The 25,202-nt window shown below is 73.4% G+C and carries 22 protein-coding genes; 8 read left to right on the plus strand and 14 right to left on the minus strand.

The features are described 5' to 3' along the window. Window positions 1–2: 2 nt before the first annotated feature. The 4 genes from OHA81_RS29480 to OHA81_RS29495 all read left to right on the plus strand — a co-directional run bounded on the left by OHA81_RS29480 (window position 3) and on the right by OHA81_RS29495 (window position 4,686). Window positions 3–1,322 (plus strand): helix-turn-helix transcriptional regulator, encoded by a 1,320-nt coding sequence (locus OHA81_RS29480; RefSeq protein ID WP_329200924.1) that lies wholly within the window; start codon window positions 3–5, stop codon window positions 1,320–1,322. 38 nt (window positions 1,323–1,360) lie between these two features. Then, window positions 1,361–1,954 carry a putative glycolipid-binding domain-containing protein gene (locus OHA81_RS29485; protein WP_329200926.1) on the plus strand — a complete coding sequence of 198 codons (594 nt, stop codon included), beginning with the start codon at window positions 1,361–1,363 and terminating at the stop codon, window positions 1,952–1,954. A gap of 85 nt (window positions 1,955–2,039) precedes the next feature. Continuing rightward, entirely contained in the window at window positions 2,040–3,689 is a 1,650-nt protein-coding gene (locus tag OHA81_RS29490) for an FAD-dependent monooxygenase (RefSeq protein WP_329200927.1), read from the plus strand. 31 nt (window positions 3,690–3,720) lie between these two features. Further along, window positions 3,721–4,686: an alpha/beta fold hydrolase gene (locus tag OHA81_RS29495; protein ID WP_329200929.1), complete on the plus strand. Its 966-nt coding sequence runs from the start codon at window positions 3,721–3,723 to the stop codon at window positions 4,684–4,686. A 33-nt stretch (window positions 4,687–4,719) separates the two neighbouring features. On the opposite strand, the gene OHA81_RS29500 is transcribed toward OHA81_RS29495, so the two are convergent. The 7 genes from OHA81_RS29500 to OHA81_RS29530 form a co-directional block, all read right to left on the minus strand. Beyond that, complete coding sequence (locus OHA81_RS29500; RefSeq protein ID WP_329200932.1) at window positions 4,720–5,199, minus strand: SAM-dependent methyltransferase; 480 nt, start codon at window positions 5,197–5,199, stop codon at window positions 4,720–4,722. Window positions 5,200–5,309: 110 nt separating this feature from the next. Next, window positions 5,310–6,182 (minus strand): YihY/virulence factor BrkB family protein, encoded by an 873-nt coding sequence (locus OHA81_RS29505; RefSeq protein WP_329200933.1) that lies wholly within the window; start codon window positions 6,180–6,182, stop codon window positions 5,310–5,312. 50 nt (window positions 6,183–6,232) lie between these two features. Continuing rightward, on the minus strand, window positions 6,233–6,850 hold the full coding sequence (locus OHA81_RS29510; RefSeq protein ID WP_443056713.1) for a pyridoxamine 5'-phosphate oxidase family protein: 618 nt from the start codon (window positions 6,848–6,850) through the stop codon (window positions 6,233–6,235). Between the two features lie 35 nt (window positions 6,851–6,885). Next, window positions 6,886–8,016 (minus strand): globin domain-containing protein, encoded by a 1,131-nt coding sequence (locus OHA81_RS29515; RefSeq protein ID WP_329200934.1) that lies wholly within the window; start codon window positions 8,014–8,016, stop codon window positions 6,886–6,888. Between the two features lie 375 nt (window positions 8,017–8,391). After that, on the minus strand, window positions 8,392–9,189 hold the full coding sequence (locus OHA81_RS29520) for a phosphatase PAP2 family protein (RefSeq protein WP_329200936.1): 798 nt from the start codon (window positions 9,187–9,189) through the stop codon (window positions 8,392–8,394). 48 nt (window positions 9,190–9,237) lie between these two features. Further along, window positions 9,238–10,218 carry a YihY/virulence factor BrkB family protein gene (locus tag OHA81_RS29525; protein WP_329200939.1) on the minus strand — a complete coding sequence of 327 codons (981 nt, stop codon included), beginning with the start codon at window positions 10,216–10,218 and terminating at the stop codon, window positions 9,238–9,240. Window positions 10,219–10,260: 42 nt separating this feature from the next. Next, entirely contained in the window at window positions 10,261–12,021 is a 1,761-nt protein-coding gene (locus tag OHA81_RS29530) for a diacylglycerol kinase family protein (RefSeq protein ID WP_329200941.1), read from the minus strand. A 77-nt stretch (window positions 12,022–12,098) separates the two neighbouring features. Between OHA81_RS29530 and glgX the strand changes: the two genes are divergently transcribed. Next, window positions 12,099–14,255, plus strand: a complete 2,157-nt coding sequence (gene glgX / locus OHA81_RS29535) for a glycogen debranching protein GlgX (protein ID WP_329200943.1) — start codon at window positions 12,099–12,101, stop codon at window positions 14,253–14,255. Between the two features lie 106 nt (window positions 14,256–14,361). Here the strand turns inward: glgX and OHA81_RS29540 are convergent, their stop codons facing one another. Continuing rightward, a complete protein-coding gene (locus OHA81_RS29540) occupies window positions 14,362–14,991 on the minus strand; it encodes a hypothetical protein (RefSeq protein WP_329200945.1) in 630 nt (209 codons plus the stop codon). 248 nt (window positions 14,992–15,239) lie between these two features. Then, a complete protein-coding gene (locus tag OHA81_RS29545; protein ID WP_190184350.1) occupies window positions 15,240–15,401 on the minus strand; it encodes a hydrophobic protein in 162 nt (53 codons plus the stop codon). A 543-nt stretch (window positions 15,402–15,944) separates the two neighbouring features. Between OHA81_RS29545 and OHA81_RS29550 the strand changes: the two genes are divergently transcribed. After that, complete coding sequence (locus OHA81_RS29550; protein WP_329200948.1) at window positions 15,945–16,394, plus strand: SRPBCC family protein; 450 nt, start codon at window positions 15,945–15,947, stop codon at window positions 16,392–16,394. Window positions 16,395–16,413: 19 nt separating this feature from the next. Here the strand turns inward: OHA81_RS29550 and OHA81_RS29555 are convergent, their stop codons facing one another. Beyond that, window positions 16,414–16,869 carry a hypothetical protein gene (locus OHA81_RS29555; RefSeq protein ID WP_329200950.1) on the minus strand — a complete coding sequence of 152 codons (456 nt, stop codon included), beginning with the start codon at window positions 16,867–16,869 and terminating at the stop codon, window positions 16,414–16,416. Window positions 16,870–17,188: 319 nt separating this feature from the next. Between OHA81_RS29555 and OHA81_RS29560 the strand changes: the two genes are divergently transcribed. Then, window positions 17,189–17,539 carry a PRC-barrel domain-containing protein gene (locus tag OHA81_RS29560; protein WP_329200951.1) on the plus strand — a complete coding sequence of 117 codons (351 nt, stop codon included), beginning with the start codon at window positions 17,189–17,191 and terminating at the stop codon, window positions 17,537–17,539. 351 nt (window positions 17,540–17,890) lie between these two features. After that, window positions 17,891–18,499, plus strand: a complete 609-nt coding sequence (locus OHA81_RS29565) for a response regulator transcription factor (RefSeq protein ID WP_329200953.1) — start codon at window positions 17,891–17,893, stop codon at window positions 18,497–18,499. A gap of 42 nt (window positions 18,500–18,541) precedes the next feature. On the opposite strand, the gene OHA81_RS29570 is transcribed toward OHA81_RS29565, so the two are convergent. The 4 genes from OHA81_RS29570 to lanKC form a co-directional block, all read right to left on the minus strand. Continuing rightward, entirely contained in the window at window positions 18,542–20,323 is a 1,782-nt protein-coding gene (locus OHA81_RS29570; RefSeq protein ID WP_329200955.1) for an ABC transporter ATP-binding protein, read from the minus strand. Then, complete coding sequence (locus OHA81_RS29575; protein WP_443056714.1) at window positions 20,320–22,176, minus strand: ABC transporter ATP-binding protein; 1,857 nt, start codon at window positions 22,174–22,176, stop codon at window positions 20,320–20,322. Before OHA81_RS29575 ends, OHA81_RS29570 begins: the two co-directional genes overlap by 4 nt. A gap of 74 nt (window positions 22,177–22,250) precedes the next feature. Continuing rightward, window positions 22,251–22,385: a SapB/AmfS family lanthipeptide gene (locus OHA81_RS29580; RefSeq protein ID WP_136215832.1), complete on the minus strand. Its 135-nt coding sequence runs from the start codon at window positions 22,383–22,385 to the stop codon at window positions 22,251–22,253. Next, window positions 22,382–25,033 (minus strand): class III lanthionine synthetase LanKC, encoded by a 2,652-nt coding sequence (lanKC, locus tag OHA81_RS29585; protein ID WP_329200959.1) that lies wholly within the window; start codon window positions 25,031–25,033, stop codon window positions 22,382–22,384. Before lanKC ends, OHA81_RS29580 begins: the two co-directional genes overlap by 4 nt. Window positions 25,034–25,202: the final 169 nt, after the last annotated feature.

Genomic DNA, 25,202 nt, shown 5'->3' on the forward strand with positions numbered 1-25,202 from the left:
CCATGGAGCTGATAGCGACCGCCACGCCCCTCACCACCACGCCCCCCTCGCTCGCGGCGGGGGAGGCGACGCTCGCCGCGCTGGCCGCCGGGTACGACGTCATCCGGCAGCCGCTGGGGGAGATCCTGCCCCGGCTCTCGGCGGTCCTCTCCGGCCTCGTACCGCACCGCGCCGCCGCCGAACTGTCCACGCACTGCGCCCACTCACCGTTCAAGTCCTTCGGCGACCAGGCGTACGCGACCAGGATCAGCACGGCGGACATGGAGCCGCTGTTCCGGGCGGGCACCGCCGGACGGCCCTGGCAGGGCAGGGCGGCCATCGCCGGGGCCGACCGCCCCGTCATCGCGGTCATGACCGACGCGACCCGGCGGGGCGCGCTCCTGGTCCTCGTACGCGACGAGGACGCGGCTCCCGCCGAGGACGCGGCGCTGGCCGTGGTCCAAGCGCTGTGGACCCTCGTGGTCAGCCACTTCGACCGGCTGGCCGCGGAGGCCGCCCCCGGCGCTCTCGCCCGTTCCCGCGCCGCCGCGGACACCCGCGCCCGTGTCATCGCCGAACTGGGCGCCCGCCACACCGCCACGCTGACCGCCCTCCTCGGGGTCCTGCGCAGCCGCAACCTCCACGACGCGGCCACCCGTTCGACCGCCACCGAACTCGCCGTGTCCGCACTGGCCGAACTGCGGGCCGAGGCGGAACGGGACCAGGCCATGGCCGAGGAACGTGCCGACGAGGCCTTCGCCCGGCTCGCGGACTCGCTGCGCCCGCTGCTGCGCCACAGCCCCGTACGGCTGGAGCTGGGCGCACCCGACTCCACCCGCAGCGTGGCCGCCGACGTGGCCCACACGGCGCGGGCGATCGCCCGCGAGCTGCTGCTCGCCGTCCTGGAACAGGACCCCGTCACCCGCGTCCACGTGGGCTGGCAGATCACCGGACAGGAACTGCGCGTGACCGTACGGGACGACGGGCCGGGCGGCATGAGCTACTGCGGCCTCGGCCCCACCCGCATCGCGGACCGGCTGGAGGTCCTCGGCGGACGCCTCGACATCGACCCCGTCCCCGGCTGGGGCACCACCGTGACCGCGTTCATCCCCCTGACCACCCCCGACGCGCCCGCGACTACCGCGATCGACCCCCTGGGCACCCTGGGCGCGCGGGAACTCGAAGTCCTCACGCGGCTGGCACAAGGGCACCGCAACCGCGCCATCGCGCAGGAACTGCACATCAGCGAATCGACGGTCAAGTTCCACGTCGCCAAGATCCTGACGAAGCTCGGTGTCGCCTCCCGCGGAGAGGCGGCGGCCTTCTTCCACGCGGCAGCGTGAGGAAGTGCGGGCCCCGGCCGCCGCCCTACACTGCGGCCATGGCGCCCCTCGACACGCACGCTCTGGTGCGAACCTGGCACGTCCTGCCCTCGAGGGGGTACACCACGGCCTGGGCGGAGCTCGCCGCGGGGCGGTTGCGCGCCCGCGGCCGGGCGGTGGCGCTGGACCCGGCGCCCTACTGGCTGGCGTACGAGATGGAGACCGGACCGCAGTACGTGACCCGGCGCCTGTCCGTCACGGTCGAGACCCAGGACACGACGGCCCGCCTGGAGCTGCGCCGCGACGACGGGGGGCGGTGGACGCACAACGGCGCGCCCCGGCCCGACCTCGACGGCGCCCTCGACTGCGACCTGGGCCTGTGCCCGCTCACCAACACCATGCCGGTGCTACGGCACGGCCTCCACCAGCGGCCCGACGCCGCGCCGCGCACCTTCCTGATGGCCTGGGTTTCCGTACCGGACCTCGCGGTGAGCGCGGACCGGCAGACGTACACCCCGCTGGAGCGGGGCCCGTCCGGTTCGCGGATCCGCTACGAGTCCGGTGATTTCCGCAGTGACGTCACCTTCGACGCCGACGGCCTGGTAGTCGACTACCCGCAGCTCGCCGCCGCCGTGCCCGTTCCGGGGCCCTGACCGCCGTGCGATGGCCGCCCGCGCACCACCGGGCCACCATGGAAGTGCATCCTTCGTGCGGGGGACCACACATGGGGAGAGCGCCATGGCGCACCACGACGCGGCACACCCGGACGTCCTGGTGGCCGGGGCCGGACCGGTCGGTCTGACGGCCGCGGCCGAACTGCGCAGGCGCGCCGTATCCTGCCGCATCGTCGACCGGCTCCCGGCCCGGCTCCCCTACGCGAAGGCCGTCGGCATCCAGCCCCGCACGCTGGAGCTCTGGGACCGGATCGGCCTCGTCCAGGCCGCTCTCGACGTCGCCGTACCGCTGCGCGGGCAGTTGACGTACCTCAACGGCGCCGAGAAGGGCCGCATCGATCTGGCCCTGCCCCCCGAGGTGCCGTACGGCTTCGCCGCCCTGCCGCAGTACGAGACCGAGCGCATCCTGGAGGAGTACCTGAACCGGTTCGGGACCGTGGTCGAACGCGAGAGCGAGCTCCTCTCCTTCACCCAGGACACCACCGGCGTGAGCAGTGTGCTGCGCACCCCGCACGGCGAGGAGGAGGTACGGTCCCGCTTCCTCGTCGGCTGCGACGGCGCGCACAGCAGCGTGCGCAAGGGCCTCGGGCTGACCTTCGAAGGCGGCGCACTGCCCGACGAGTACATGCTGGCCGACGTCGAAGTCGACTGGGACGTGCCCCGCGGGTACGGCGTGCGCAGCGAACACCGCGACGCCGAAGGCGCCCTCGACGACGTGCTGGTGTGCATCCCGCTTCCCGGCGAGCACCGGTACCGCATGTCGATGCTGGTGCCGCCCGAGCTCTCCGCCGCGGCGCCCACCGGCCCCGACGAGGTGGTGCACGGCCTGGAGGGCGGCCGGGTGCCCGGCCTGACCCACGTGCAGGAGGTGCTGGACCGGCTGTCGCCGCAGCCCACGACCGCGTCCGCGCTGCGCTGGTCCTCCGTGTTCCGGATCAGCCACCGGCTGGCGGGCCGGTACGGACAGGGGCGGGTCTTCGTGGCCGGGGACGCCGCGCACATCCACCCGCCGACCGGCGCGCAGGGCATGAACACCGGCATCCAGGACGCCTGGAACCTGGCGTGGAAGCTCGCGCTGGCCGTCGCGGGGACCGCCGACCCGGACCTGCCCGCGAGTTACGACGCCGAGCGCCGCCCGGTCGGCGAGGAGGTGGTCGGACGGACCGTCCGGCACGCCACCGCGGGCATCGACGCCGACCCGGCGGACCCGATGACCCTGATGCGGCGCGAGGCGCAACTCCTGGTCGGCTACCCGGACAGCCCCCTCGTACAGCCCCCGGAGGCACAGCCCCCGGAGGCCGGGGCCGGCCCCGGCCCGCAGCCCGGCGAACGCGCGCCCGACTGCGGCGGGCTCCTCGCGGAGGTCACCGCGTACCCGCTGCGGCTGTTCGACGTACTGCGCGGCCGCGAGCACACCCTGGTGCTCTACGGGAACGGACCCGAGGTACCCCACCTCGAACAACTCGCGGAGGTCATCGACGAGTTGGCCCCGGGCCAGGTGAACATCTGCGCAGTGCTCGCCACCACCGACGCCGACAGGGCCGCACCCGTCCCCGTGTACCGGGACGCGGGCGGCGAGTTCGCCCGGATGTACGGGGTGGGGGAGGGGCCGGTCGCCTTCGTCGTGCGCCCCGACGGCTACCTGGGCGCCCGGCTGCGCCCACCGGCCGGAGCGGGCCTCGGTTCGTACCTCTCGCGCATCTTCGCCCCGTAGCCGCCGGACCGGCCGGAAGGAGGCCCCGCACATGCGCCGACGCCCCCGTGCCGCCGTGCTGGCGGCGGTCACCGCGGTGCTGACGCTCTGCGCGGGGCCGCCGGCCATCGCCCGCCTTCCGGTCACCGCCCGCCTTCCGGCTCCCGCGCCTTCCGCCGACGGCGGTGACAGCGTCCAGCACGTGGACCTCGGCGGCGGGCGCACGGTGTACCTGCACTGCCGGGGCCGCGGCGCGCCGACCGTCGTCCTGGTGGCAGGCCTGCACGAGTCGTCCGACAGCTGGACCCTCACCGACACCGAGCCGCCCGTGCCCAAGGCGCCGGCCGTCTTCCCGGGCGTGGCCGCGTTCACCAGGGTCTGCGTGTACGACCGGCCCGGCACCCTGCGCTACACCGATCCGCCGGCCCTCACCACCCGCAGCAGCCCGGTGACCGGCACCCGTGAGCTGCCCGCCGTCGTGCGGGACCTCGACCGGACCCTGACCGCGGGCAAGGTGCCGGGACCGTACGTACTGGTCGGCCACTCCTACGGCGGCCTGATCACCCTGCTGTACGCGAAGCAGCACCCGGACCGGACCCGCGGCCTCGTGCTCGTCGACGCGCTCGCGCCGGCGCTCAGGAGGGACCTCGGCGCGGCCTGGTCCCCGTACGTGGACGCGTTGCGCCACCCGGGTACCCCCTACGACGACGATCCGGCGTTCGAGCAGGCCGACATCGACGGGGCGGTGACGGCCGTCGACCGGGCGGGCCCGCTGCCGGACGTCCCGCTCGCCGTCCTCAGCAAGACGGAGCCCTTCGCGGCGCCCGCCTCGATGAGCAAGGAACTCCTGGCCCGGCTGGAGGCCGCCTGGCCCAAGGCCCAGCAGTCGCTGGTCGCACTGGCCGCGCAGACCCCGCACCTGCTCGCCACGGGCAGCGACCACTACGTCCAGCTCCACGACCCGGACCTCACGACCGCCGCCGTCCGTCTGGTCGTGGAACGCACCCCCGGCCGCTGACGGGGCCCGTCCCACGCCCCGTTCCACGCCCCGTCAGTAGTACTGGCGCATGATCTCGGTCGCCCAGTCCGGCTGGCTCGTGGCGCCCCGGGGGCCGAACTCGGCCATGTAGGGCTTGAGGTCGAGCACGGGCGTGCCGTCCACCGCATCGAGACCCTGGACGTGGACGTCGAGCCCGTCCACGCGCAACAACCGGCAGCGGGAGACCCCGATCCGGTTGGGACGGTTCTTGCCGCGCTGCGCGAAGATGCCGACCAGCGGCCAGTCGGGGTTGCCGCGCGGGTGCCGGGCCCCGGTCTCCACCTTCTCCGCCGGGACCCGGTCGAAGTGGTAGACGACCTCCAGGTGCGAGAAGGAGTCCAGTCCTGCGAGTGCCTCCGGCCCGAACCGCCCGTCCAGCCGGATCACCGCCGACACCCCTTCCCAGGCGTCGTCGTGGACCTCGGTCCGGCCACCGACGACCCGGCCGACCGGATCCGAGACCACTTCGGCCGGAGCGCTCTTCTCCGTCACGGGACAAGCCTTCCTGCAGCCGGGAACGATCACGGAACACCGTACGTCCGGCCGGGCGCGACGAGAACGGGTTTCCGGACGGTTCCACGGCCCCCGCCCCGCCCGGACCGTCAGTCCGCGCGGGCCCGTGCCAGCTCCCTGTTGAACTGGGCTCCCGCCAGCAGTGCGAGGTTGGCGAACCACAGCCACACCACGAAGACGATGACGCCGGCCAGCGAGCCGTACAGGCGGCCGTATGTGTTCAGCTGCGTGTAGAGGGTGAAGACCAGCGACGCGCCGAGCCACAGGGCCGCCGCCAGCACTCCGCCCGGCAGCCCGCGCCGGGTACCGCGGGTGCCGGCCGGTCCGGTACGGAAGAGGATCAGGATCAGCAGGGTCACGACGGCGAGCAGGACCGGCCAGCGCAGCACGGTCAGGCTGCCCACGCCCACCCCGGCGGCCGTGGCGAGCCGGTGGGCCAGCGGCCCGGACGCCACCAGCCCCACGGCGCCGGCCATGAGGAGGAGCAGGAGCAGGCAGGAGGTGATGAGCAGCATGTGCGCCGCGCGCAGCGGCGGCCGGGTGTCGGGTACCCGGTGCATGGTGTGCAGGGCCCGGCGGAACACGGCGAGGTAACTGCAGGCCGACCACAGCGCGCTGACCACACCGCCCATCGCCAGCGTCCACACCGAGGTGTGCGCCGCCGACAGGCCGTTCAGCGCGTCCTGGAGCACCTGCGCGGACTGGGGAGGCGCGTAGGAGGTGAGTTCGGCGACGAGCCGCTTGCGCGTCGGGTCCCCGAGCAGCCCCACCAGGGAGACGGCGACCACCAGCGCGGGCAGCAGCGCGAGCAGGCCGTAATAGGTCAGGGCCGCCGCCGAGTCCGCCACGTTGTCGTGCCAGAGCCGTACGGCAGTACCGCGCAACGCGCCACGGGCGCGCGCCGCGACCGCCGCGGCGGGGGCGCGCCCACGGCGCCCTTCGCTGCTCAGAGTCGATGTCACAGCGCGCTCGTGCCCCTCACGCCCGCGCGCATGCGCCCGTGCGCACCGCGTCAGGAAAGTCCCGACCACACCGCGGTGCGGCGCTTGGTGAAGTAGTCCGCGTCCTTGGGCCGGGCCGGGTCGTGGCCCAGGGGGCGGGGAGCCGGTTCCAGGTGGGGTATGTACTTCGAGCAGTGGATGTACGCCTCCTGGACCGTGAGGTGGACCCACAGCTGGGGGCCCCGACCCGGCGCGACGTCGGTGGGCAGGCCGGGATGGACCCGGCGCAGGTCCGCGTCGTCGTAGAGCCGGGCGACGCCGTTGACGTGCAGTCCCACGTGGTGGTGGGTGAAGTCCACGAAGAGCATGCCCAGGTGGGGGTTCTCGCTCATGTTGCCGGCGCTGGCGAGCACGCCGTTCCCGCGGAACTCGGGGTAGGCGAGCGTCCGGTAGTCGATGACGTGGACGAATCCCGGCGGCCCGGCGCGGAAACTGGCGTCGCATTCCCCGTGGGAGTCGGCGGTCGCCAGGAACACCATGCTCTGGTAGCCGATGAACTCCCGCATCTCGTCCGTCAGGTGGGGGCGTACCTGCTGGTCGTAGAAGCGGGCGGCGCGCTCGGCCGTACCCAGCTGCTGCTGCAACCGGTGCTCACCGGCCGAACCGGACGACGGTGGAGGGAAGATCACGGGACTGCTCCTGGGAGAGTGAACGGGGATCAGGTTCAGCGGGTGGACAGGACGGGGGTCTCGAACGGGTCGTGATGGATACGGTCGGGCAACGTACCGTGGCGGGTCAGCGTTTCGCTGGCGGATGCGACCATTGCCGCCGGTCCGCTGAGGAACGCGTCGTGCTGGTACCACGGCCCGTACTCGGCCAGCACCTGTGGCAGTGATCCCCGGATGCCGGGGATGTCTTCGTGGGAGACCGCGCCGCGCAGGGTCAGCCAGTGGTGCCGCTGGACCATCCGCAGCATGTCGTCCACCCCGTACATTTCGCCGCCGGTGCGGGCGCCGAGGAACAGGTCCACCTGGTGGCGTCCCCCGCGACGGGCGACCTCCTCGATGAGGGCGCGGATCGGGGCGAGCCCCGTACCGCCGGCGACGCAGAGCAGGTCCTTGTGCACGGCCGCGTCCAGGACCATGTCGCCCATCGGGGGGCCCAGCCGCACCACGTCGCCCACCGCTGCCCGGTGTACCAGCGCCTCGCTGACCGAGCCGCCGGGCACCGCGCGGACGTGGAAGGTCAGGGTGCCGTCGGCGCGGGGCGCGTTGGCGGGGGAGTAGTAGCGCCACAGCTTCGGCCACCACGGCGTCTCCATGCTCACGTACTGCCCGGCCTGGTGGGCGTAGGGCAGGTGGGGGCGCACGGTGATCTCGGCGATGCCGTGTCCGCGGGGGAGGTGGTGCACCACCGTGGCGGGCCAGACGGCGGGCCGCAGCGCCTCGTCCTCCTCGGCTGCGCTGATCATGACCTGGGAGACCACGCCGTACGCCTTCGTCCACGCGGCGGCGATGTCCTGCGTCCAGGCCGGGCCCGCGTAGCGGGCGAGAGAGTCCAGGAGGCACTCGCCGACCGCGGGGAAGTGCGCGGCGAGGGTGCCGAACTTGCGGTGGTCGCGGCCGAGGTGTCCGCAGAAGCGGACGAGGTTCGCGGGGTCGTCGACCACGTCCACGATGTGCAGGAGCGCGCGCAGGAGGCGACCGCGCTGGGCGTCCATCCCGGGCGGGAACAGCGGACGCACTTGCGGGTAGCGGGCGAACAGGATGGCGTAGAAGTAGACCGTCATCTCTTCGGCCACGGGGGCGACCACCGACGCCGAAGCCTTGATCAGCTGTATCTCGTACTCCGACAAGGGCGCTTCGGAGGCCGGGGGCGGCGCAGTGGCGGGGGCGCGGTGGTGCGCCGGTCCTTCCGTGGGCTGGTGGGCGGGCGGATTGCTGGGACGGCCGATCCGGAACCTCAAGAGACCAGCGCTCCCCCGCTCGTTGTCCGGACGGATCTGCCTATCGGGTCGGAAGGGGCGATGTCGTGTCGGGAGAGCATGAGTCCTCATCGGGTAGGGGCGCCTGGTCATGAAGCGGATGAAATGCTTCCGGACCGCCCATGATCCTTGAACAGGTTGTCGATTTGGGGAAGGGTCGTATCTGCTAGAACTCGTCCCCAGATCTTGTCGCATTGCCTGGGCCGGTCATGGGGTATGGGCCAGGGCTTCGGGGAAGTCGCGAGCTCAGCGGGCGCCCGCCCAAGGTTCGGGGTGCTCGGCCGTGATCTCCGGCTCCAGCCCCTGCGCGGGCGTGGTCCGGGTGCGCCCGACATCCGCCCGCCAGGCCTCGAACGCCAGGGTGGTCGCCGTGACCACGGCCAGCCCGAGCAGCCAGCCCCCCACCACGTCGCTGACCCAGTGCACGCCGAGAGCCACCCGCGTGTAGCCGACGCCGATCACGGAAACCGCCGCGAGGGTCCAGGGGAGCGGACGCCAGGCCCGCGGCACCAGCGGCAGCAGGGCCAGCAGCAGGACGGCGCAGGACGTGGTGGCCGTCATGGCGTGACCGGAGGGGAAGGAGAAGCCGGGCGCGTGCGCGACGGGATCGGGCAGATGCGGCCGGGTCCGCTCGACCACGTTCTTCACCAGCACCCCCAGCAGGCCACCGGCCGTCGCGGTGACCGCCGCCCACAGCGCCAGGCGCACCGCCCCGCGCAGCAGCAGCCACACCACCAGCGCCGCCACCAGCAGCCGCATGGTCAGCGGCCCCCACACCACCTGCGTGAGGAAGTCGAGCACCCGCACCCACGCGGGATGCTCCAGCGCGGCACGGTGGAGCCGCTCGGCCGCGCCCTGGTCGAGCCGGCGCAAGGGCCCCCACCGGGACTCCACGAGCACCAGGGCGACCGCGAAGGGCACGGACACCAGCGCGGTGGCGGTCACCGTCGTCACCAGCCGCACGCCGAACCGCGCGTCGGGTCCCGAGCGGCCGGACAGGAGCCGGGTGACGAGTCCCCGCAGGCGGGTGGAGCGTCGTGCCATGTTCCTCGTGCTTCCTTTCACAGTTGCGTCTTGACCGGCCGGGGCCCCTCAGACCCCGGGGTCCTCGGTGACCGGTTCCCTCACCCCGGCCCGCACCGCCTCCAACTGGGCGGCGAACGAGAGGCCCAGGAAGAGGGCCATGGAGGTGAGGTAGGCCCACAGCAGCAGCGACACGAACGCGCTGAGGGGCCCGTACACGGTGGCGAAGGAGCCGCTGGCCCCGACGTACAGGCTCAGGCCCCAGGTGGCGAGCAGCCACAGCACCAGGTAGACCGTGGCGCCGAACGCCAGCCAGGTGTAGCCGGGCTGCGTGCGGCGGGGGGAGAGACGGAACATGGCGCTGGTGGCGAGGATCGCCAGCAGGATGCCCAGCGGCCAGCGCAGCACGTCCCACACCCGGATCGTGTCGGGGCCGAGGTGGTAGACCTCCGCCACGGCGCGGCTCAGCTCCGCCCCGAGCACCGTGACCGCGAAGCTCAGCCCCAGCGGCAGCCCGGCCAGCAGGGACATCACCAGCCCGCGGGTGTACTTGAACAGGAACGGCCGGTCGCGTTCCGTTCCGTAGATGCGGTTGGCGCCGCGCTCGACCTGGCACAGGGCCGTGGTCACGTTCACCACTGAGAAGAGCAGGCCGAGCCAGAGGGCGACCTGGCTGCCGTCCCCGGCCCGGTGGTGGCTCTGCGCCAGAGCGTCGTCCACCACGTCCTGGCTGGGCCCGCTCGCCAGCCGGCGGATCGTCAGCTCCGCGATCCGGCCGACGTCCTCGGTGTGCAGTACACCGGACAGGCCGATGAGGGCGATGGCGAGCGGGACGATCGACAGGACCGTCTGGAGCGCCAGGGCCCTGGAGTGGCTGAAACCGTCGGCGTACCGGAACCGGATGAAGGAGTCCCGCACCAGGCTCCAGCCCCCGTACCGGCGCAGCGCGGACCAGGCCTCCTCGGCGGACAGTTCCTCGCCCTCCACCTCCAGTTCGGCCTCGACCGCCGCTACCTCGCTGCGTTGCGGTACCCGCGTCGCGGTGCCCATGTGCGTAACCCCCTGTGTGACTGGTGCGTGCGCGGCCGGAACTCAGCCGCCGACGGTGAACGGGGCCTGCTCGGCCGGGGCCGCAGACACCTCGGCGGCCCGCGGCCGGGGCGGCAGACAGATCCGCAGGGCACCGGGCTCCACCTCGGCCGTCAGCCGGGTCCCGGAGCCGACGACGTCACCGTCGAGCTCGCGCGGCTGCGGCTTCACGAAGCTGATGTCGACGCGCACGGCGCTGAAGTACTCCAACGCCCCGCCGGCCACCGCGCCCCGCGGCCCGCGCGGGCCGCCGGGAGTCCGCGTCGCCCGGCCCGGCAGCATCTGCGAGCCGAGGTGCCCCGCCGCGGCGAGCCAGCCGCGGGCGCCCCTGGGGTCCAGCAGCACCACCTCCAGGCGCCCGCTGTCGGGCCGGGCGTCGGGCAGCAGCGGCAGGCCGCCCTGTAGCGTGCCGACGTTGCCGATGACGACCATCCGGGCCCGGCGTTCGTGTACCGGGCCCCCGTCCAGGCGGACCGACAGGCGCATCCGGGGGTCCCCGAGGTGGCGGACCGCCGACAGGACGTACGCGGCCCAGCCGAGGTGCTCCTTGACCCGCTCCGACGCGTCCCCCACCATCGCGGCGTCGAAGCCCGCTCCCGCCATGACGGTGAACCGGGCCGGCTCCAGCCCGTCGCCCCGCACCCGGCCCACGTCGATCCGGGCGGTCCCGCCGGACAGGGCCGCCTCCAGGGCGGCGGCCGGATCGGAGGGGAGCCGGAGGTTGCGCGCGAGCAGGTTGCCGGTGCCGCAGGGAACGACCGCGAGGGCGATACCGGTCCCGGACACCACGTCGGCGCAGGCCCGTACGGTGCCGTCCCCGCCGCAGGCCACGACGAGCCCGGTGTCCGCCTCGGCGACCAGCGGGGCGAGGGCGCCGGCGGGCGCCTCGGCGGAGGTCGCGGTCCACACCTGATCGGCGTAACCGTGGCGGCGCAGGATGACCCGCACCCGCTCGGCCAGCTCCCCGCCGCAGCCGTGCGGGTGACGCACCACCACGACCCGCCGCCCGCGGACGGCGTCCACCGCGCCGTCCTCGTCCGTGGCGCGGGCACAGGGGAGCCGTTCCCCGTGGGTCGCGCCCACCGCCCGCGGCCGCGCCGGCAGCAGCAGCGCGTGGGTCACGACCAGCAGGGTGCACGTCCCGTTGAGCAGACCGCCCACGACGTCGGAGGGGTGGTGCATGCCCCGGTACACCCGGGAGCACGCCACGGCCACCGGGATCAGCAGCAGCACCGCGATCGTCGCGTACCGCACCCACCGCCGCGTCCCGCGCAGGCGGACGGCCACCAGGATGGCCAGGCTCCCGAACAGCGCCACCGACGCCCCGACGTGCCCGGAGGGAAAACTGGAGGTGGGCGGCGCCGCGTCCAGGTGCGGTACGTCCGGGCGGGGCCGTTCCACGACCAGGGTCACCAGCAGGAACACCGCCGACTGCGCGGCGACGGCCACGGCGGGGAAGAGGGCCTCCCGCAGCCACCGGCCCCGCGACACGGCCACGAGGGTGACGACGGCGAGCAGGGTCAGGGCGATCACGCTCTGCGTGCCGGCCAGCAGGGACAGCCACTCGGAGAGGGGCGTCGCGGGGCCACCGCGGTGCGCGGCCAGGGCGCGGTTGACGCCGTCCTCCGCCGCCAGCGGCCACAGGCCGGAGAGCGGCCCGGTGACCAGCAGCCCCACGCCCACCATCAGGGCCGCCTGCACCGGCAGCAACAGCAATACGGGCAGGCGTCCGGCGCTCACGGCTGCGCCGCGTTCAGGTCTCATTGACGCCGTGTTACCCGCGACGGCCCGCTCATGCGCGTCCGGCGGTGATCGGCCGCCCGCGACAGTAGCGTGACCACATGCGTACATGGACGGGCAAACCGTATCCCCTGGGAGCGACGTACGACGGCTCCGGAACCAACTTCGCACTGTTCTCCGAGGTCGCGGAGGGTGTGGACCTCGTCCTGCTCGACGACGCCGGGCGGGAGACCCGCGTCCCGATGACGGAGATCGACCGGTCCGCGTGGCACATCTACCTGCCCGACGTGGGCCCCGGGCAGAGGTACGGCTACCGGGTCCGCGGCCCGTTCGACCCGGCCGCCGGACACCGCTGCAATCCGGCCAAGCTCCTGCTGGACCCGTACGCCACCGCCATCGACGGGCAGCTCGACCACCACGAGTCCCTGTACGGCCACCGCTTCGCGGACGGCGCGGAACCGAACACGCTGGACAGCGCCGGCCACACCATGCTGTCGGTGGTCACCGACCGCGGCTTCGACTGGGGCGACGACACGCCCCCGGGCCACGCCTACGGCGCCAGCGTCATCTACGAAGGCCACGTACGCGGCCTCACCCGCACCCATCCGGCCCTGCCCGAAGAACTGCGCGGCACCTACGCGGGCATCGCCCACCCCGCCATCATCGGCCACCTGACCGGTCTCGGGGTGACCGCCCTGGAACTGATGCCGGTGCACCAGTTCGCCCAGGACGGCCACCTGGCCGAAAAGGGGCTCTCCAACTACTGGGGCTACAACACCATCGGATTCTTCGCCCCGCACAACGCCTACGCGGCCAGCGGCGGCCGCGGAGCGCAGGTCACCGAGTTCAAGCAGATGGTGAAGGCGCTCCACGCGGCGGGCATCGAAGTCATCCTCGACGTCGTCTACAACCACACGGCGGAGGGCAACGACAAGGGCCCCGTCCTGGCCTTCAAGGGCATCGACAACAGCGCGTACTACCGGCTGTCCGACGAGGACCGCTCCCAGTACTACGACACGACCGGCACCGGCAACAGCCTGCTGATGCGCCACCCCAACGTGCTCCAGCTCATCATGGACTCGCTGCGCTACTGGGTCCAGGAAATGCACGTCGACGGCTTCCGCTTCGACCTCGCCGCCACCCTCGCCCGCCAGTTCCACGAGGTGGACCGGCTCTCCGCCTTCTTCGACGTCATCCAGCAGGACCCCGTCATCAGCCGGGTCAAGCTCATCGCCGAACCGTGGGACCTCGGCGAAGGCGGCTACCAGGTCGGCAACTTCCCTCCCCTGTGGTCGGAGTGGAACGGACGCTACCGTGACGCCGTCCGTGACTACTGGCGCGGCCGCGAAGGCACGCTCGGCGAGTTCGCCTCCCGCATCACCGGCTCCGCGGACCTCTACGAACACGACCGGCGCCGCCCCCTCGCCAGCGTCAACTTCGTCACCGCCCACGACGGGTTCACCTTGCGCGACCTCGTCAGTTACGACCGCAAGCACAACGAAGCGAACGGCGAGGAAGGCCGGGACGGCGAGGACGACAACCGCTCCTGGAACTGCGGCGCGGAAGGCGAGACGGACGACCCCGGGGTGCTGGCCCTGCGCGAGCGCCAGCAGCGCAACCTGATGGCCACGCTGATCCTCTCCCAGGGCATCCCGATGATCAGCCACGGGGACGAACTCGGCCGCACCCAGAACGGCAACAACAACGCCTACTGCCAGGACAACCCCACCGCCTGGATCGACTGGGACCTCGACGAGAGCGCTGAACGGCTCCTCGACTTCACCTCGCGCCTGATCCGGCTCCGCCGCCGGCACCCCGTCCTGCGCCGCAGGCGCTTCTTCTCCGGACGCGCGGCCGGACACACGGGGCTGCCGGCCGACGTCGAATGGCTGCGCCCGGACGCCTCGCCGATGGAGGAAGAGGACTGGACGCTGCCGAACGCCGGCACCCTCACCATGTTCCTCAACGGCGAAGGCATCACCGAACCCGACCGCTACGGCAACCGGGTCACCGACGACTCCTTCCTGCTGCTGTTCAACAGTTCGGGCGCCGCGGTGGACTTCCGCCTCCCCGGCAGCCGCTTCGCCACCCGTTGGACGCTGCTCTTCGACACCGCGACCACGGACACCTCCGACGAGCGGGAGCTGAAACCGGGAGGCCGCCTGCGGCTGGAGCCGCAGAGCACGGTCGTGCTCCGCAGTGACCGGGAGGACGACGGCAGTGGTGACGGCGAGGACGACGGCCGCTCCAGGCCGTGACGCCGGCCACCGGCCGCGCGGGACGGCGGGGATCGCCGGCAGGACCACGAGCGCCGCGAGCGGCCGGCCGGGAAGCCACCCGACCGGGCCGGTCTGCGGCAGCGGTTCAGCGCAGGACGCTCACCGCCCTGGCGATGACCAGCAGCGAGGTGAGCAGGGCCGCCACGCTCTGGACTGCCATGAGCAGTTTGGCGCGGGCGGACAGCGGCATCGTGTCCGTCGGACTGAAAGCGGTCGAGTTGGTCACGGACACGTACAGGTAGTCGACCAGGGTGGGGACCCAGTCGGAGACCTTGCTCGCGCCGTCCGCGACTTCTTGTACGGCGTCGTCGTTCTCGTCCTGCGAGAAACGGAAGTCCGCCAGCTGGAGCTCTTCACGGGGTGCCTGGGTACGGCTGACGGGGCCGCCGCGGTCGAGCTCCCAGTAGGCGAGCCCGAAGGCGATGACATTGGTCAGCCACACCTGGAGCGCCGCCACGAGCAGCGAACGCCCGTCGTCGACTCCCGCGTAGAGCAGCTCGTGGACCAGGATGCCGAGGGCGGTCAGGTTGCTCGCCACGATGAGCAGGACCAGCGCCACCGACATGAACCGGAATGCCTTCGTCTGACGGGTCAGCCGGCGCGGGTTGATGGCGATCAGCGGCAGGAGGAGCAGCACCTCCAAGGCCGGGAGCACGTAGCGCGGAGCGATCAGCAACTGCTGGGGCAGCGCGAGGTAGAGAAAGATCGCCGTCAATGTGGCGATGACCGCGGGCATCCTTGCTTCGCCGCGCCGCTCGTGCCGCGGGTGAAGGGTGCGGGCGTCGGTTCTTTTACGGGACACGAAGGTGACCGCCTTTCCGCCTGTACGGGCTGCTCGTGACCTTGGAAAGCGGAGCATATTACTTCTTCAATTCCGTCGGGGGAAAGGCGGAACACCGCAGTGGGCCCGTACCGGAAAAGAACCGGTACGGGCCCACTGCGGTCGGTGCGCTGGTCAGCGGACTACCAGCGGTACCATCGGCCGCTACCGCCCCTCGGACGGGCAACGAATCCCAGCAGCCAGATCACCAGGACGGCGATCGCGACCCACCACAGGATTTTGACGGCGAAGCCCGCACCGAAAAGGATCAGAGCGAGCAGGAGAACGAGTAGCAGGGGAACCATAGTTATCAACCTCCAGGCAGTCATCTGCCCTACCGGGCGCTCTGCATTCGCGTCTTTTAGCAGTTTCTTATGTGCGTTCGGGGGCACATGGCTCTGCCGTCCGTCGTACGAGGGCGGGGCCGGGCGGGGGAGGGGAGCCGCCGCCCCGTCTGGGCCCGGGGGTCCCTGCGTGGCAGTGGCCGCCGGGGGATTGCCCGGGCCGCGGCGCTGCGCGGGGGCAGCGGGGCGGCGGCCGGGGGTCCGGTGCGGCGGGACGGCAGCCTCGGGTAGGGCCCGTGAGCCGCGCGCGGTGCCAGGGGGAGGCGCTCAGCGCGCGGTCACCGGTCCTCGGCGTACGGTTCGGCGCCGCTCCATCAGGCGCCCGTACACCGACACCTCCGCATGTGACCCGCCGGGCCGACTTCAAACCGTCTGCCACACAACGTTTTTGGAACGGGCGAACCGGGGCACGGGCGGAGTCGGGAGACGGACTCCCCGGTTCCGTCCGGCGGGCAGGCCCCGTCGGCGGGCGTGGAACAGGAACGTGAACAGGAAGGCGACACCATGTCGAAGGTCGAAGAGTCCATCGAGGTCGAGGTCCCCGTCCGCACCGCCTACAACCAGTGGACGCAGTTCGAGACGTTCCCCCACTTCATGGAGGGGGTCGAGCGGATCGACCAGCGCACCGACACCATGACCCACTGGGTCACCAAGGTGGGCGGCGCGCAGCGGGAGTTCGAGGCGGAGATCACCGAGCAGATCCCCGACGAACGCGTGGCGTGGACGACGCTCGGCGGCGACGTGAAGCAGGCAGGTGTGGTCACCTTCCACCGCCTGGCCGAGAGCAGGACCAAGGTCATGCTCCAGCTCGACTACGACCCGGACGGGTTCACGGAGAACGTCGGCGACAAGCTCGGCTTCGTCAAGCGGCAGATCACCGGTGACCTCAAGCGCTTCAAGGAGTACATCGAGACGCGCGGCCAGGAAACCGGATCCTGGCGCGGCCAGGTCTGAGCACCCGGCGCCGTCGCGGCTACTCCATACGAGTCCGGGCCGTACGGAGCAGGTCGGCGGCCGAGGCGACGGTGACCTGGGACCCGTCGACCCAATTGCTGTAGCCCGCGACGCGCAGGCAGTGGCCGTGGTAGGGGCCACCGACGACCACACGGCCGTTGTCGTCGACGCGGTACGCGTCGGCGTCCACCTCCGGCGCGGGCTGTGACACGGGGTCGGCGCATCCCGCGCCGCGGGTGTCCGACCTGAACGAGACCGTCCAGTAGGCCTCGGGGGACCGGGGCGGCCGGTAGAGGCACTGGTACCCGTACGGCCCTTCCGAGCCCGCGGCGACGAGCGGGATACCGACCGCCTTCTCCACCGCCGCCTTCGGCAGCATGTCGCAGGGGCGTTTCCAGGAGACGGCAGACTCGTCGCCGCCGTCACCACCGCACCCGGAGAGCACCAGCAGCGCGCCGACCGCCAAGGCTCCCACGCGCCGCCCGGTCAAGACGCCCTGCGCAGGGCACGCGGGTCCGTACCCGCGCTGCCGCAGCCGTCAACCACGGTCCCCCCGCTCCTCGTTCATGGCTTCGCGCCGATTCTCTTCGGCGCCGGCCATGCGGTCAAGATCTGGTGGGGGGTGGGCGGCGGCCGGGCGGCGGGCCGGTCCCGCGGCGCCCGGCGGCGGCAGGGCCGCCCGTGTGTGGGAACCGTCCGCCGGGGCAGGCGGGCCGTTACGAGGCTCCCGCTCCACCCGGCCGCCGACAGGCCGGCGGAGCGGAGGCCGACGAACCGAGCAAGGAGATGTTCGCATGTCTGGGAACGTATGGGGCTACCGCGAGACGTCGGGCCGGGCGCTGGGCGCCGACCTGACGGGCTACAAGGTCGAGGCCACCGACGGCAGCATCGGCAAGGTCGACAAGCACTCGGACGAGGTCGGCTCCTCCTACATCGTGGTCGACACCGGGCCGTGGATCTTCGGCCGGGAGGTCCTGCTCCCGGCCGGCACCATCACGCGCATCGACCCGGAGGAGCAGAAGATCTACGTCGACGGGACGAAGGAGCAGATCAAGAACGCTCCCGAGTTCGTACGGGACGAGCACCTCCACGACGACGACTACCGCGGTCAGGTGGGCGGCTATTACAGCGGCTTCATCGGCTGACCAACCCTCCCGATCCAGCAGGCGGGCGGCACCGGTTGATCCGGTGCCGCCCGCCCGCGTTTCGAACAGCCGCGTTTCGTGCAGCCGCGTTTCGAACACGCGCACGCACGGGGACCGCTCGGGCGCGGGAACGGGATCCGGACACTCCACGGTGACGGACGGCCACGTGCGGCGGCGGACTGCGACGACAAGTACGACATGCCGACCACGCACGGCCGGGACGCAGACCCATTACGGCCATGCGCCCCCGCGTGCCCCCGATGGTCACGTTCCGGCGGCCGGTACCTGGGCAACCGCTTGGTGCTGATGAAGCCTTGACCGCCCGTTCCTACTCCAGTCCGGAGAGTCACCATGACGAAGGTCCTCGTACTGCACAGCGTCAGCCTCGTGGGTTCCGCCCTGGCCGCCCTGCTCAGATCCGAAGGCGACTTCGACGTCACCGCCGCGGGCTGGCGGACGGCGTCGCGCCGCGCCGAGTCCTTACGACCGGACGTGGCCGTCGTCGACGTCGACTGTCCGGGGGCGACCGCCGTCCTCACCGGCCAGCAAATGGGCCCCGGACGCCTCTTGGACCCGCCCACCCCGCTGCTCGTCCTGGCGACGGCCAAGACGCCCGGCACGCTGGGCCGCGCCTTCCAGTCCAAGGCCCTCGGCTACGTCGACAAGGACGGCTCACCCGGCCGGCTCGTCCGCGCCGTCCGCAAGGTGGCCGCGGGCGAGCGGTTCATCGACGCCACGCTCGCCTCCGCCTTCATGCAGGCCGACCCCGTCCCCCTCAGCCCGCGCGAGCTGAGCGTCCTGGCCCGGGCCGCGCAGGGCGACTCGGTCGCCGAGATAGCCCGCGCCCTGCACCTGGCCAGCGGGACGGTCCGCAACTACATGGCGGCCGTGACCCGCAAGACCGGCGCGCGCAACCGCATAGACGCGATACGCATCTCCCGCAGCGCGGGGTGGGTGTAGAGGCACCCCCGGGCAGTCCCGGGCAGCTCCGGGCAGGCGGACTCAAGCGGGCGTGACCGGTTCCTTCCCGCCGCTCCACATCCCCACGAGGTCCCGGTAGAGGGCCGACCGCGCCGGAAGCTCCTCGTGCGTGCCGCACACCGCCCGGGTCCCGTCCAGTACGAGGACCCGGTCGGCGCGCGCGGCCGACGAGATCCGGTGGGCCACCACGACGAGCGTGCCGGGCCGCGCCGCCAGGGCCCGCTCGGCGTGTTCCTCGGCCTCCGGATCCAGATGGCAGGTGGCTTCGTCGAGCAGGAGCAGCGGGGCGGGGGAGAGGTAGGCCGCGCCGAGCGCCAGCAGCTGCCGCTCGCCCTGGGAGAGCCGGAGCGGGTCGAGGACCGCGTCGTAGCCGCCCAGCCGGGAGACCAGGCCCCGCAGCCGCAGGGCGGCGACCGCCGCGTCCAGCCGGTCGCCGGACACCGGCCCGTGGCAGAGGTGGCTCAGGTTGTCGCGCACGCTGGCGGTGAACACGTACGCCTGCTGCGGCAGCAGCGTCCGGCGCGGATCGGGCCCGCCGCCCCCGGCCGGGCGGGCGGGGGCCCCCGCGACCAGGACCGCGCCCCGGTCGGGGGCCAGCAGCCCGGCGAGCAGGGCGGTGAGCGTGGACTTCCCGATACCGCTCGGCCCGACCACCGCGAGGTGCTCGCCGGGCCGCACGCGCAGGTCGAGGCCTTGGAGCACGGGATGGGCGTGGGGCCCGTACGCGAAGGTGACCCCCCTCAACTCGGCGGCGCAGCCGCCCTCCTGGTACCCGGCCGGAGCGGCCGTCGCCGCCGGGGGCTGTGCCGACGGGGGTTGTGCCGCCGGGGGCTGCGGCGCCGGGGTCGTACCGAAGCGCTCCAGTACGACCAGCAGCCGCGTCCCCGCCGAACCCAGGGCGGCCATCAGCGTGTCGAGCGCGGGCAGCAGGGACTGCACCAGGTACGTCACCGCGCCGGCGAGCGCGCCCGCCGTGATCCCGCGCCCGAGCAGCCAGGGCGTGGCGGCCAGCAACGCGACGACGGGCGCCCGTCCGGCCAGGCCGAGGGCGACGGTACGGAGGGCGCCCCAGCCGGCCAGCCGGCCGGCCAGCCGTTCCTGGGCCGCGATCAGCGGCTCCACCCCGGCGGCCACGGTAGCGCCGCCACCGCAGGCCGCGATGTCGCGCAGCGCCCCCGCGGCCTCCCCCACCCGCGAGGCCAGGGCCTCCTCCGTGTCCAGCGCCTCCCGCTGTACGGCCGCCATCGGGCGCAGCGTGGCCAGGAAGGCGGCCAGCCCCAGCAGCAGGGGAGGCAGCACCACCAGCAGCAGTACGGGGGCGAGCGCCGCCATTCCGGCGACCGCGCCGACGGCGGTGAAGACGAACGAACGGGCCGTCAGGACCAGACCGGCGAAGGAGTCCCGGGCCATCTCGGTCTGCTGGGTCAGCCGGGACACCGCCCGGGCGTCGGCGGCCCGGGCGGGATCGGCGAGCGCCGCGGCCAGCGCCTGGCGCACGGCCCGGCGTACGAGCCCGTCGCGCAGCGGCTCCACGAGGTCGGCGAGCTGGGCGAACACCCCGCGCAGGGCGAAGCCGCCGAGCAGCGCCCCGGCACCGGCCGCCGCCAGCCAGGCCGCGCCCGTGGCGGCCCGGCCGGCGAGGAAGCCGTCGTCGAGCGCGCGGGCGACGCCGTAGCCGCCGAGGAAGGTGTGCGCGGACTCCAGCAGCGACCAGAGCCCGAGGACGGTCAGCGCCCGGACCCGGGACCGCAGGAAGCGCCGTGCGTCGCCCGCCACCCGCGCCCGGCCCCCGCCCCGGCTCACGAGAGCCCCCCGTCGCCGGTGCCCGGGCCGGCCGCCGCCCCCACGGCCGGCCCGGATCCCGGACGGGGCTCCGGCCCGGTCTGCGGTTCCTCCTCCCGCCCCCGTTCCGCCTCCGCGGCGAACACCGCCCGGTAGTCCGGGTCGTGCCACAGGCCGGCGTGGCTTCCGGTGGCGCGGACCCGGCCGTCCTCCAGCCATGCCACCAGGTCCGCCCGGGCGGCCGAAGAGACCCGGTGAGCCACCACGATCCGCGTCCCGCCCGGCACGCACCGCGCGAGCGCCCGTTCCACCTCGCGGGCGGTCAGCGTGTCGAGGCTGGAGGTGGCGTCGTCCAGCACCAGGAGCCGGCCCGCCCGTACGAACGACCGTGCCAGGCCCAGGCGTTGCAGCTCCCCACCCGACAGCGGGGCGTCCGCGAGGACGGTGTCGTAGCCCAGCGGCAACCGCAGCACGAACGGCTCCGCCCCCGCGGCCCGCGCCGCGGCCCGCACTTCCTCCCGCGCGGGCTGCGGATCCGCGCCGAAGGCGATGGCGTCGGCGACGCTCCGCCCGAGCAGCGCGGGCCGGTCGAAGGCGTGGCCCACCTCCCGGCGCAGCGCCGTCGCGGAGAGCTCCGCCAGCGGCACCCCGTCGAGCAGGACGCGCCCGGAGTCCGGGTCGGTGAGGCGACCGGCCACCGCCGCGAGCAGCGACTTGCCCGCGCCGGAGCGGCCCACCACGGCGAGCGTGGCGCCGCCCGGCACCACGAGGTCGATGCCGTCGAGGACGGTCCTGCCGTCGCGCACCACCCGGACCCCTTCGAGTTCCAGCCTCCCGGGCCCCCGGGGCGGCAACTCGCGGACCCCGTAACGGAGCTCCGCAAGGCCGAACACGGCCGCGGTCCGCCGGGCGGCGGCCCTGGCGCGCACGACGGCGGCGACCCGGCCGGTCACCGCGCCGATCCCGGCGGCGAGCCCGGCGTAGCGCACGGCGGCGAGCAGTTCCCCGACGCCCAGCGCCCCCGCCACCAGCCGCGTCCCGCCCACCCCGAGCACCACGTACAGCAGCAGCGGCATCAGGGCGGAGGTCCGTGCGCTCGTGCCGCCGTAGACCCGCCACATGCGCCGCCCCTGGGCGCCGAGTTCGGGCAGTCCGCGCAGGATCCGGGCGCGTTCGCGGTCGACGGTTCCGGCGGCGGCGATGGTCCGGGCCCCGGCGAGGGCCTCCACCAGACGGCCCGCCATGGCCAGCTGCACCTCCTGGTAACGGTTCACGCTGGCGCCCGAGTCGCGTGCGAAGGACCGCAACAGCCAGCCCAGCAGCGGAAGTCCGGCGAGGAAGGCGAGGGCGGTCCACGTGTCGATGAGGAACAGGGCGACGAGTCCGCCGAGCGGCGGCAGCAGCGAGGCGAGACCGGCCGCGGCGGCGGCCGGCCCCGTTCCGGCCTCCGTGGCGTGCGCGGTCAGCCGGGCCGTGAGGTCGCCGGGGGAGTGGCGGCCCGCGTGGTGCGGTGCCGCGCGCAGCAGCGCGGCCAGCCCCTTGCGGCGCAGCCAGGCGGTGCTGCGGCCGCCCACCTGCCCGGTCAGCCGGGCGGTGACGGCGTCCAGGAGCACCTCGGCCGCGATGACGGCCGCACACCACAGGGTCCAGGACGGCCCGGACGGGTCGCGGCGCAGCAGGAGGTCGAGCGCACGGCCGAGCACGGCGGGTTCGGCGAGGGCCGCGACGGCGGCGGCGGCGGAGCACACGCCCACGGCGGCGGTGCGCGCACCGCTGTGCCGGGCGGCCGCCAGCAGGGCCCGGTCGCCGCCGCGTCCGGACACCGCCCCGCCTTGAGGGCCGGGGGAGGGGCTCGGGGACGCGGGCGGGGTCATGGTCGGGGCTCCCAGGCTTGAGGAGATGGCTCCGGGCCCGGGCGGTGAACCGCCCGGGCCCGGAAGCTACCTGATCAGTGACAGGTCGTGAGGCTCAGGCTGCTGTCACCGCAGAGCAGCAGGCTCGCCTGGCTGCCACCGCCGTGCAGGGCCGCCTCGGTGGTCTCTTCCTTCACGGTCTCCATCGACTGCAGGTCAAGAAGGGTCATGTCATGTTCCTCTCGATGAGTTGGTGCGATGGGGTCACGGCCTCGCGGTGGTGCGTGGCCGGCTCTGGGACCGCCGCGGCGTGCCGCAGCGGTGGGAGGAACGGCAGCTGGGCGCGCCCGCCGGGCGTCGCGCTGCCGAGGGCGAGCAGGATGCCGGCCGTGCCCGTGGAGAGATCCATGGACAGGCGCATCAACTGTTCGCCGGGGAAGGCCAGATGGCCTTGGTAGGGGACGGCGTGCCGGGCCAGGGCCGCGATCTGGCGGTCGAGGTCGGCGCTCCGTGTGGCTTCGGGGTCGGGCGTGCTGGTCCGCGCCAGGTGCACGACCATTCCGGCCGCGCCCCGGAACAGGCCGGGCTGCGCATAGAAGTGGGACCGTGCCGCGCGTACGATCTCGCGCCGGGCCCGTGCGAAACGCGGGTCCTCGGCGTGCTCCGACCAATCGTCCAAGACCATGCCGATGCCCACGCTGCCGGCGCCGAGGTAGGGCATCGTGCGCCAGCCCTCGTCGACTTGCAGGGTACCGAACGCGCTGGTCACGCACCGGTCCAGATCGCGGTGCAGGGCTTGCCCGGCACGTACGAGGTACTCCTCGTCGCGGGTGCGTTCGTACAGGCGCAGGAAGAGCAGCGCGGGCCCGGAGTTGCCGTACAGCAGTCCCGCGCGGGTCAGCCGGGGGGCCGATCGGGCGGCGAGTTCGGCGCAGTGCACGGCGGCGGCGTGGAGTTCGCCTTCGCCGGTCGCCGTGCCCAGCGCGTCCAGGGCCAGTCCGATGCCGGCGAGTCCGCCGTACAGGTCCGGGCCGGTCTCCTGCCAGGGCTGGCGCAGCAGTTCCCCGGCCAGGGCGAGGGCCTGCTCGCGGTGCCCGAGCCGCTCCAGGGTCCAGGCGGTGCCGGCGAGGCCGTCGTAGAAGCCGAGCGGGGTCCCCGAGCCGGGATCCCCGGCCCGGGCCAGCAGCCATTCCTCGGCTTCGGGCCAGGGCTCGGCGCCGGTCTCGGCCAGCGCGTACAGCACCCCGGCGGCGCCGTAACCGAAGCCGGTGCCCCCGCCTTCGATGGTGAACTGGGCGATGTCGCCCGGGAAGAACCGGTCCTCCCGGTCCGGCGTGGCCGAGGCCCGCAGGGCCGCCGCCATGGAGCGCCGGGCCGCGGCCCCGTCCCCGGGGTGCACCGGGAGGTACGGGCCGGTGGGCACCGGCACCGGGCCGGCCGCCGCCTCGGCCGGCTCCCCCTGCGGCCCCGCGAGGATCTCCGCGACGGCCTCGTCCAGGAACCGCCGTGGTACGGGGAAGTGTTCGGCGGCGATGGCGGCCAGGTGGACGGCCTTCGCCCGGTCCAGTACGAGCAGGCTCGTCAGCGGCAGGAACAGGGCCAGGCCCAGGCAGGCGAGGGCGTAGCGGTCGACGGCGAAGCCACGGCGGTCGGGCGGGGCGACGAAGGCGGGGTTGGCCACCGTCTGCCGCAGCCCCTCGTCGACGTGCGCGGCGGCTTCGAAGTCCAGCAGTGCGACGGAGGGTTCGCCCTCCGGGTCCTCGCAGACCATGACGTTGAACAGGTGCAGGTCGTTGAAGACCACCCCACGGGCGTGGACGGCCGCCACGGCCTCGGTGACCCGCTCGTGGATCTTGAGGGCCCAGGTGGTGTAGGCGGCGAGCGCGTCCGGCGTCGGGTCCGCGTCGATCAGCGGGTGCTTGCGGGCGAAGTAGGTGTTGAGCGGCTTGCCCTCCAGGTACTGGAGCACCAGGAAGTGGTGGTCGCCGACCGTGAAGGCGTCGCGGACCGCGGGTACGCAGTCCAGACCGGCCAGCCGCTCCAGCGCCGCCCGCTCCCGGTGCAGCCGCGCCACGGCGTCCGCCCCGTCGGCTGCGAGCCCCGCGTACGGCCGTCCTTCCTTGAGGACCACCGCCTCACCGGTGCGGGTGTCGCGGCCGGCGTAGACGCCCCCGCCGTTGGAGAAGTGCAGGGCCCGCTCCACCGTGTAGGGCAGACCGGCGAGACTGACGGCGGACCGCGCTTCGAGGTGCGGTTTCAAGAAGGGCGGCAGCTCGACCCACTCCGGGGGCTGGAACACCGGCCCCCGTGGATCGGGCACCAGGCGCCCGTCGGGGGCCTCGATCGCCGGGACGACCTCGCCCTGCTCGTCGTAGCAGTGCCGCAGGGTGAAGCTTCCGTAGCGCAGGTGGACCGGGCCCGCGCCCCAGCGCAGGTCGCTGAGGATGTACGGGCCGGGCTCCCCGGACAGCAGGCCGTCCAGGTCCTCGCAGATGCGGCGGCACTCTTCGGCGTCGGCAGGGTAGACCGTGAGGAACTTGCCGCTGGCGCCGCGGTCGGCGTACTTGGCGTTGCGCAGGTGCAGCAGGTACCGGCTCGGCACGAACTTGAAGGCGATGCGTCCGTCCACGCAGTACTCGTACACGCGGGCCAGGACGGACTCGGCGTTGTCGAGGGTGGCCGAGACGTGGATCTTCCAGCCCTGGGAGGGCAGTTCGAGGCCGAGCGGCCGCAAGGCGTACCAGCTGCCGTTGCGGTGGGCGCGCCATCCCGCCGGTACGGGGGCGAGCGCGGCCGGATAGCTCTCCTCGGCCCGCCGGTACGGCGCGTCGTAGAACCAGCGGTCTGCGTCGCAGAAGGCGGCGTACCCCTTGTTCACCCGTACTCCCTCGGTCGGTTGGTGGCGGGATCAACGGTGCCAGCCGGACCGGGCACGGCGACAGTCACGGCTGTCACCGATGGGGTGTGCAGAACGCACGGGTCGCCGGCCGGTGCGGGAGGCCGCTCGGCGGCCGGGCGGGGAGGCGGCTTCTGCGGCCGGGCGGGGA

It is taken from the genome of Streptomyces sp. NBC_00667 (assembly GCF_036226825.1).
Lineage (GTDB): Bacteria > Actinomycetota > Actinomycetes > Streptomycetales > Streptomycetaceae > Streptomyces.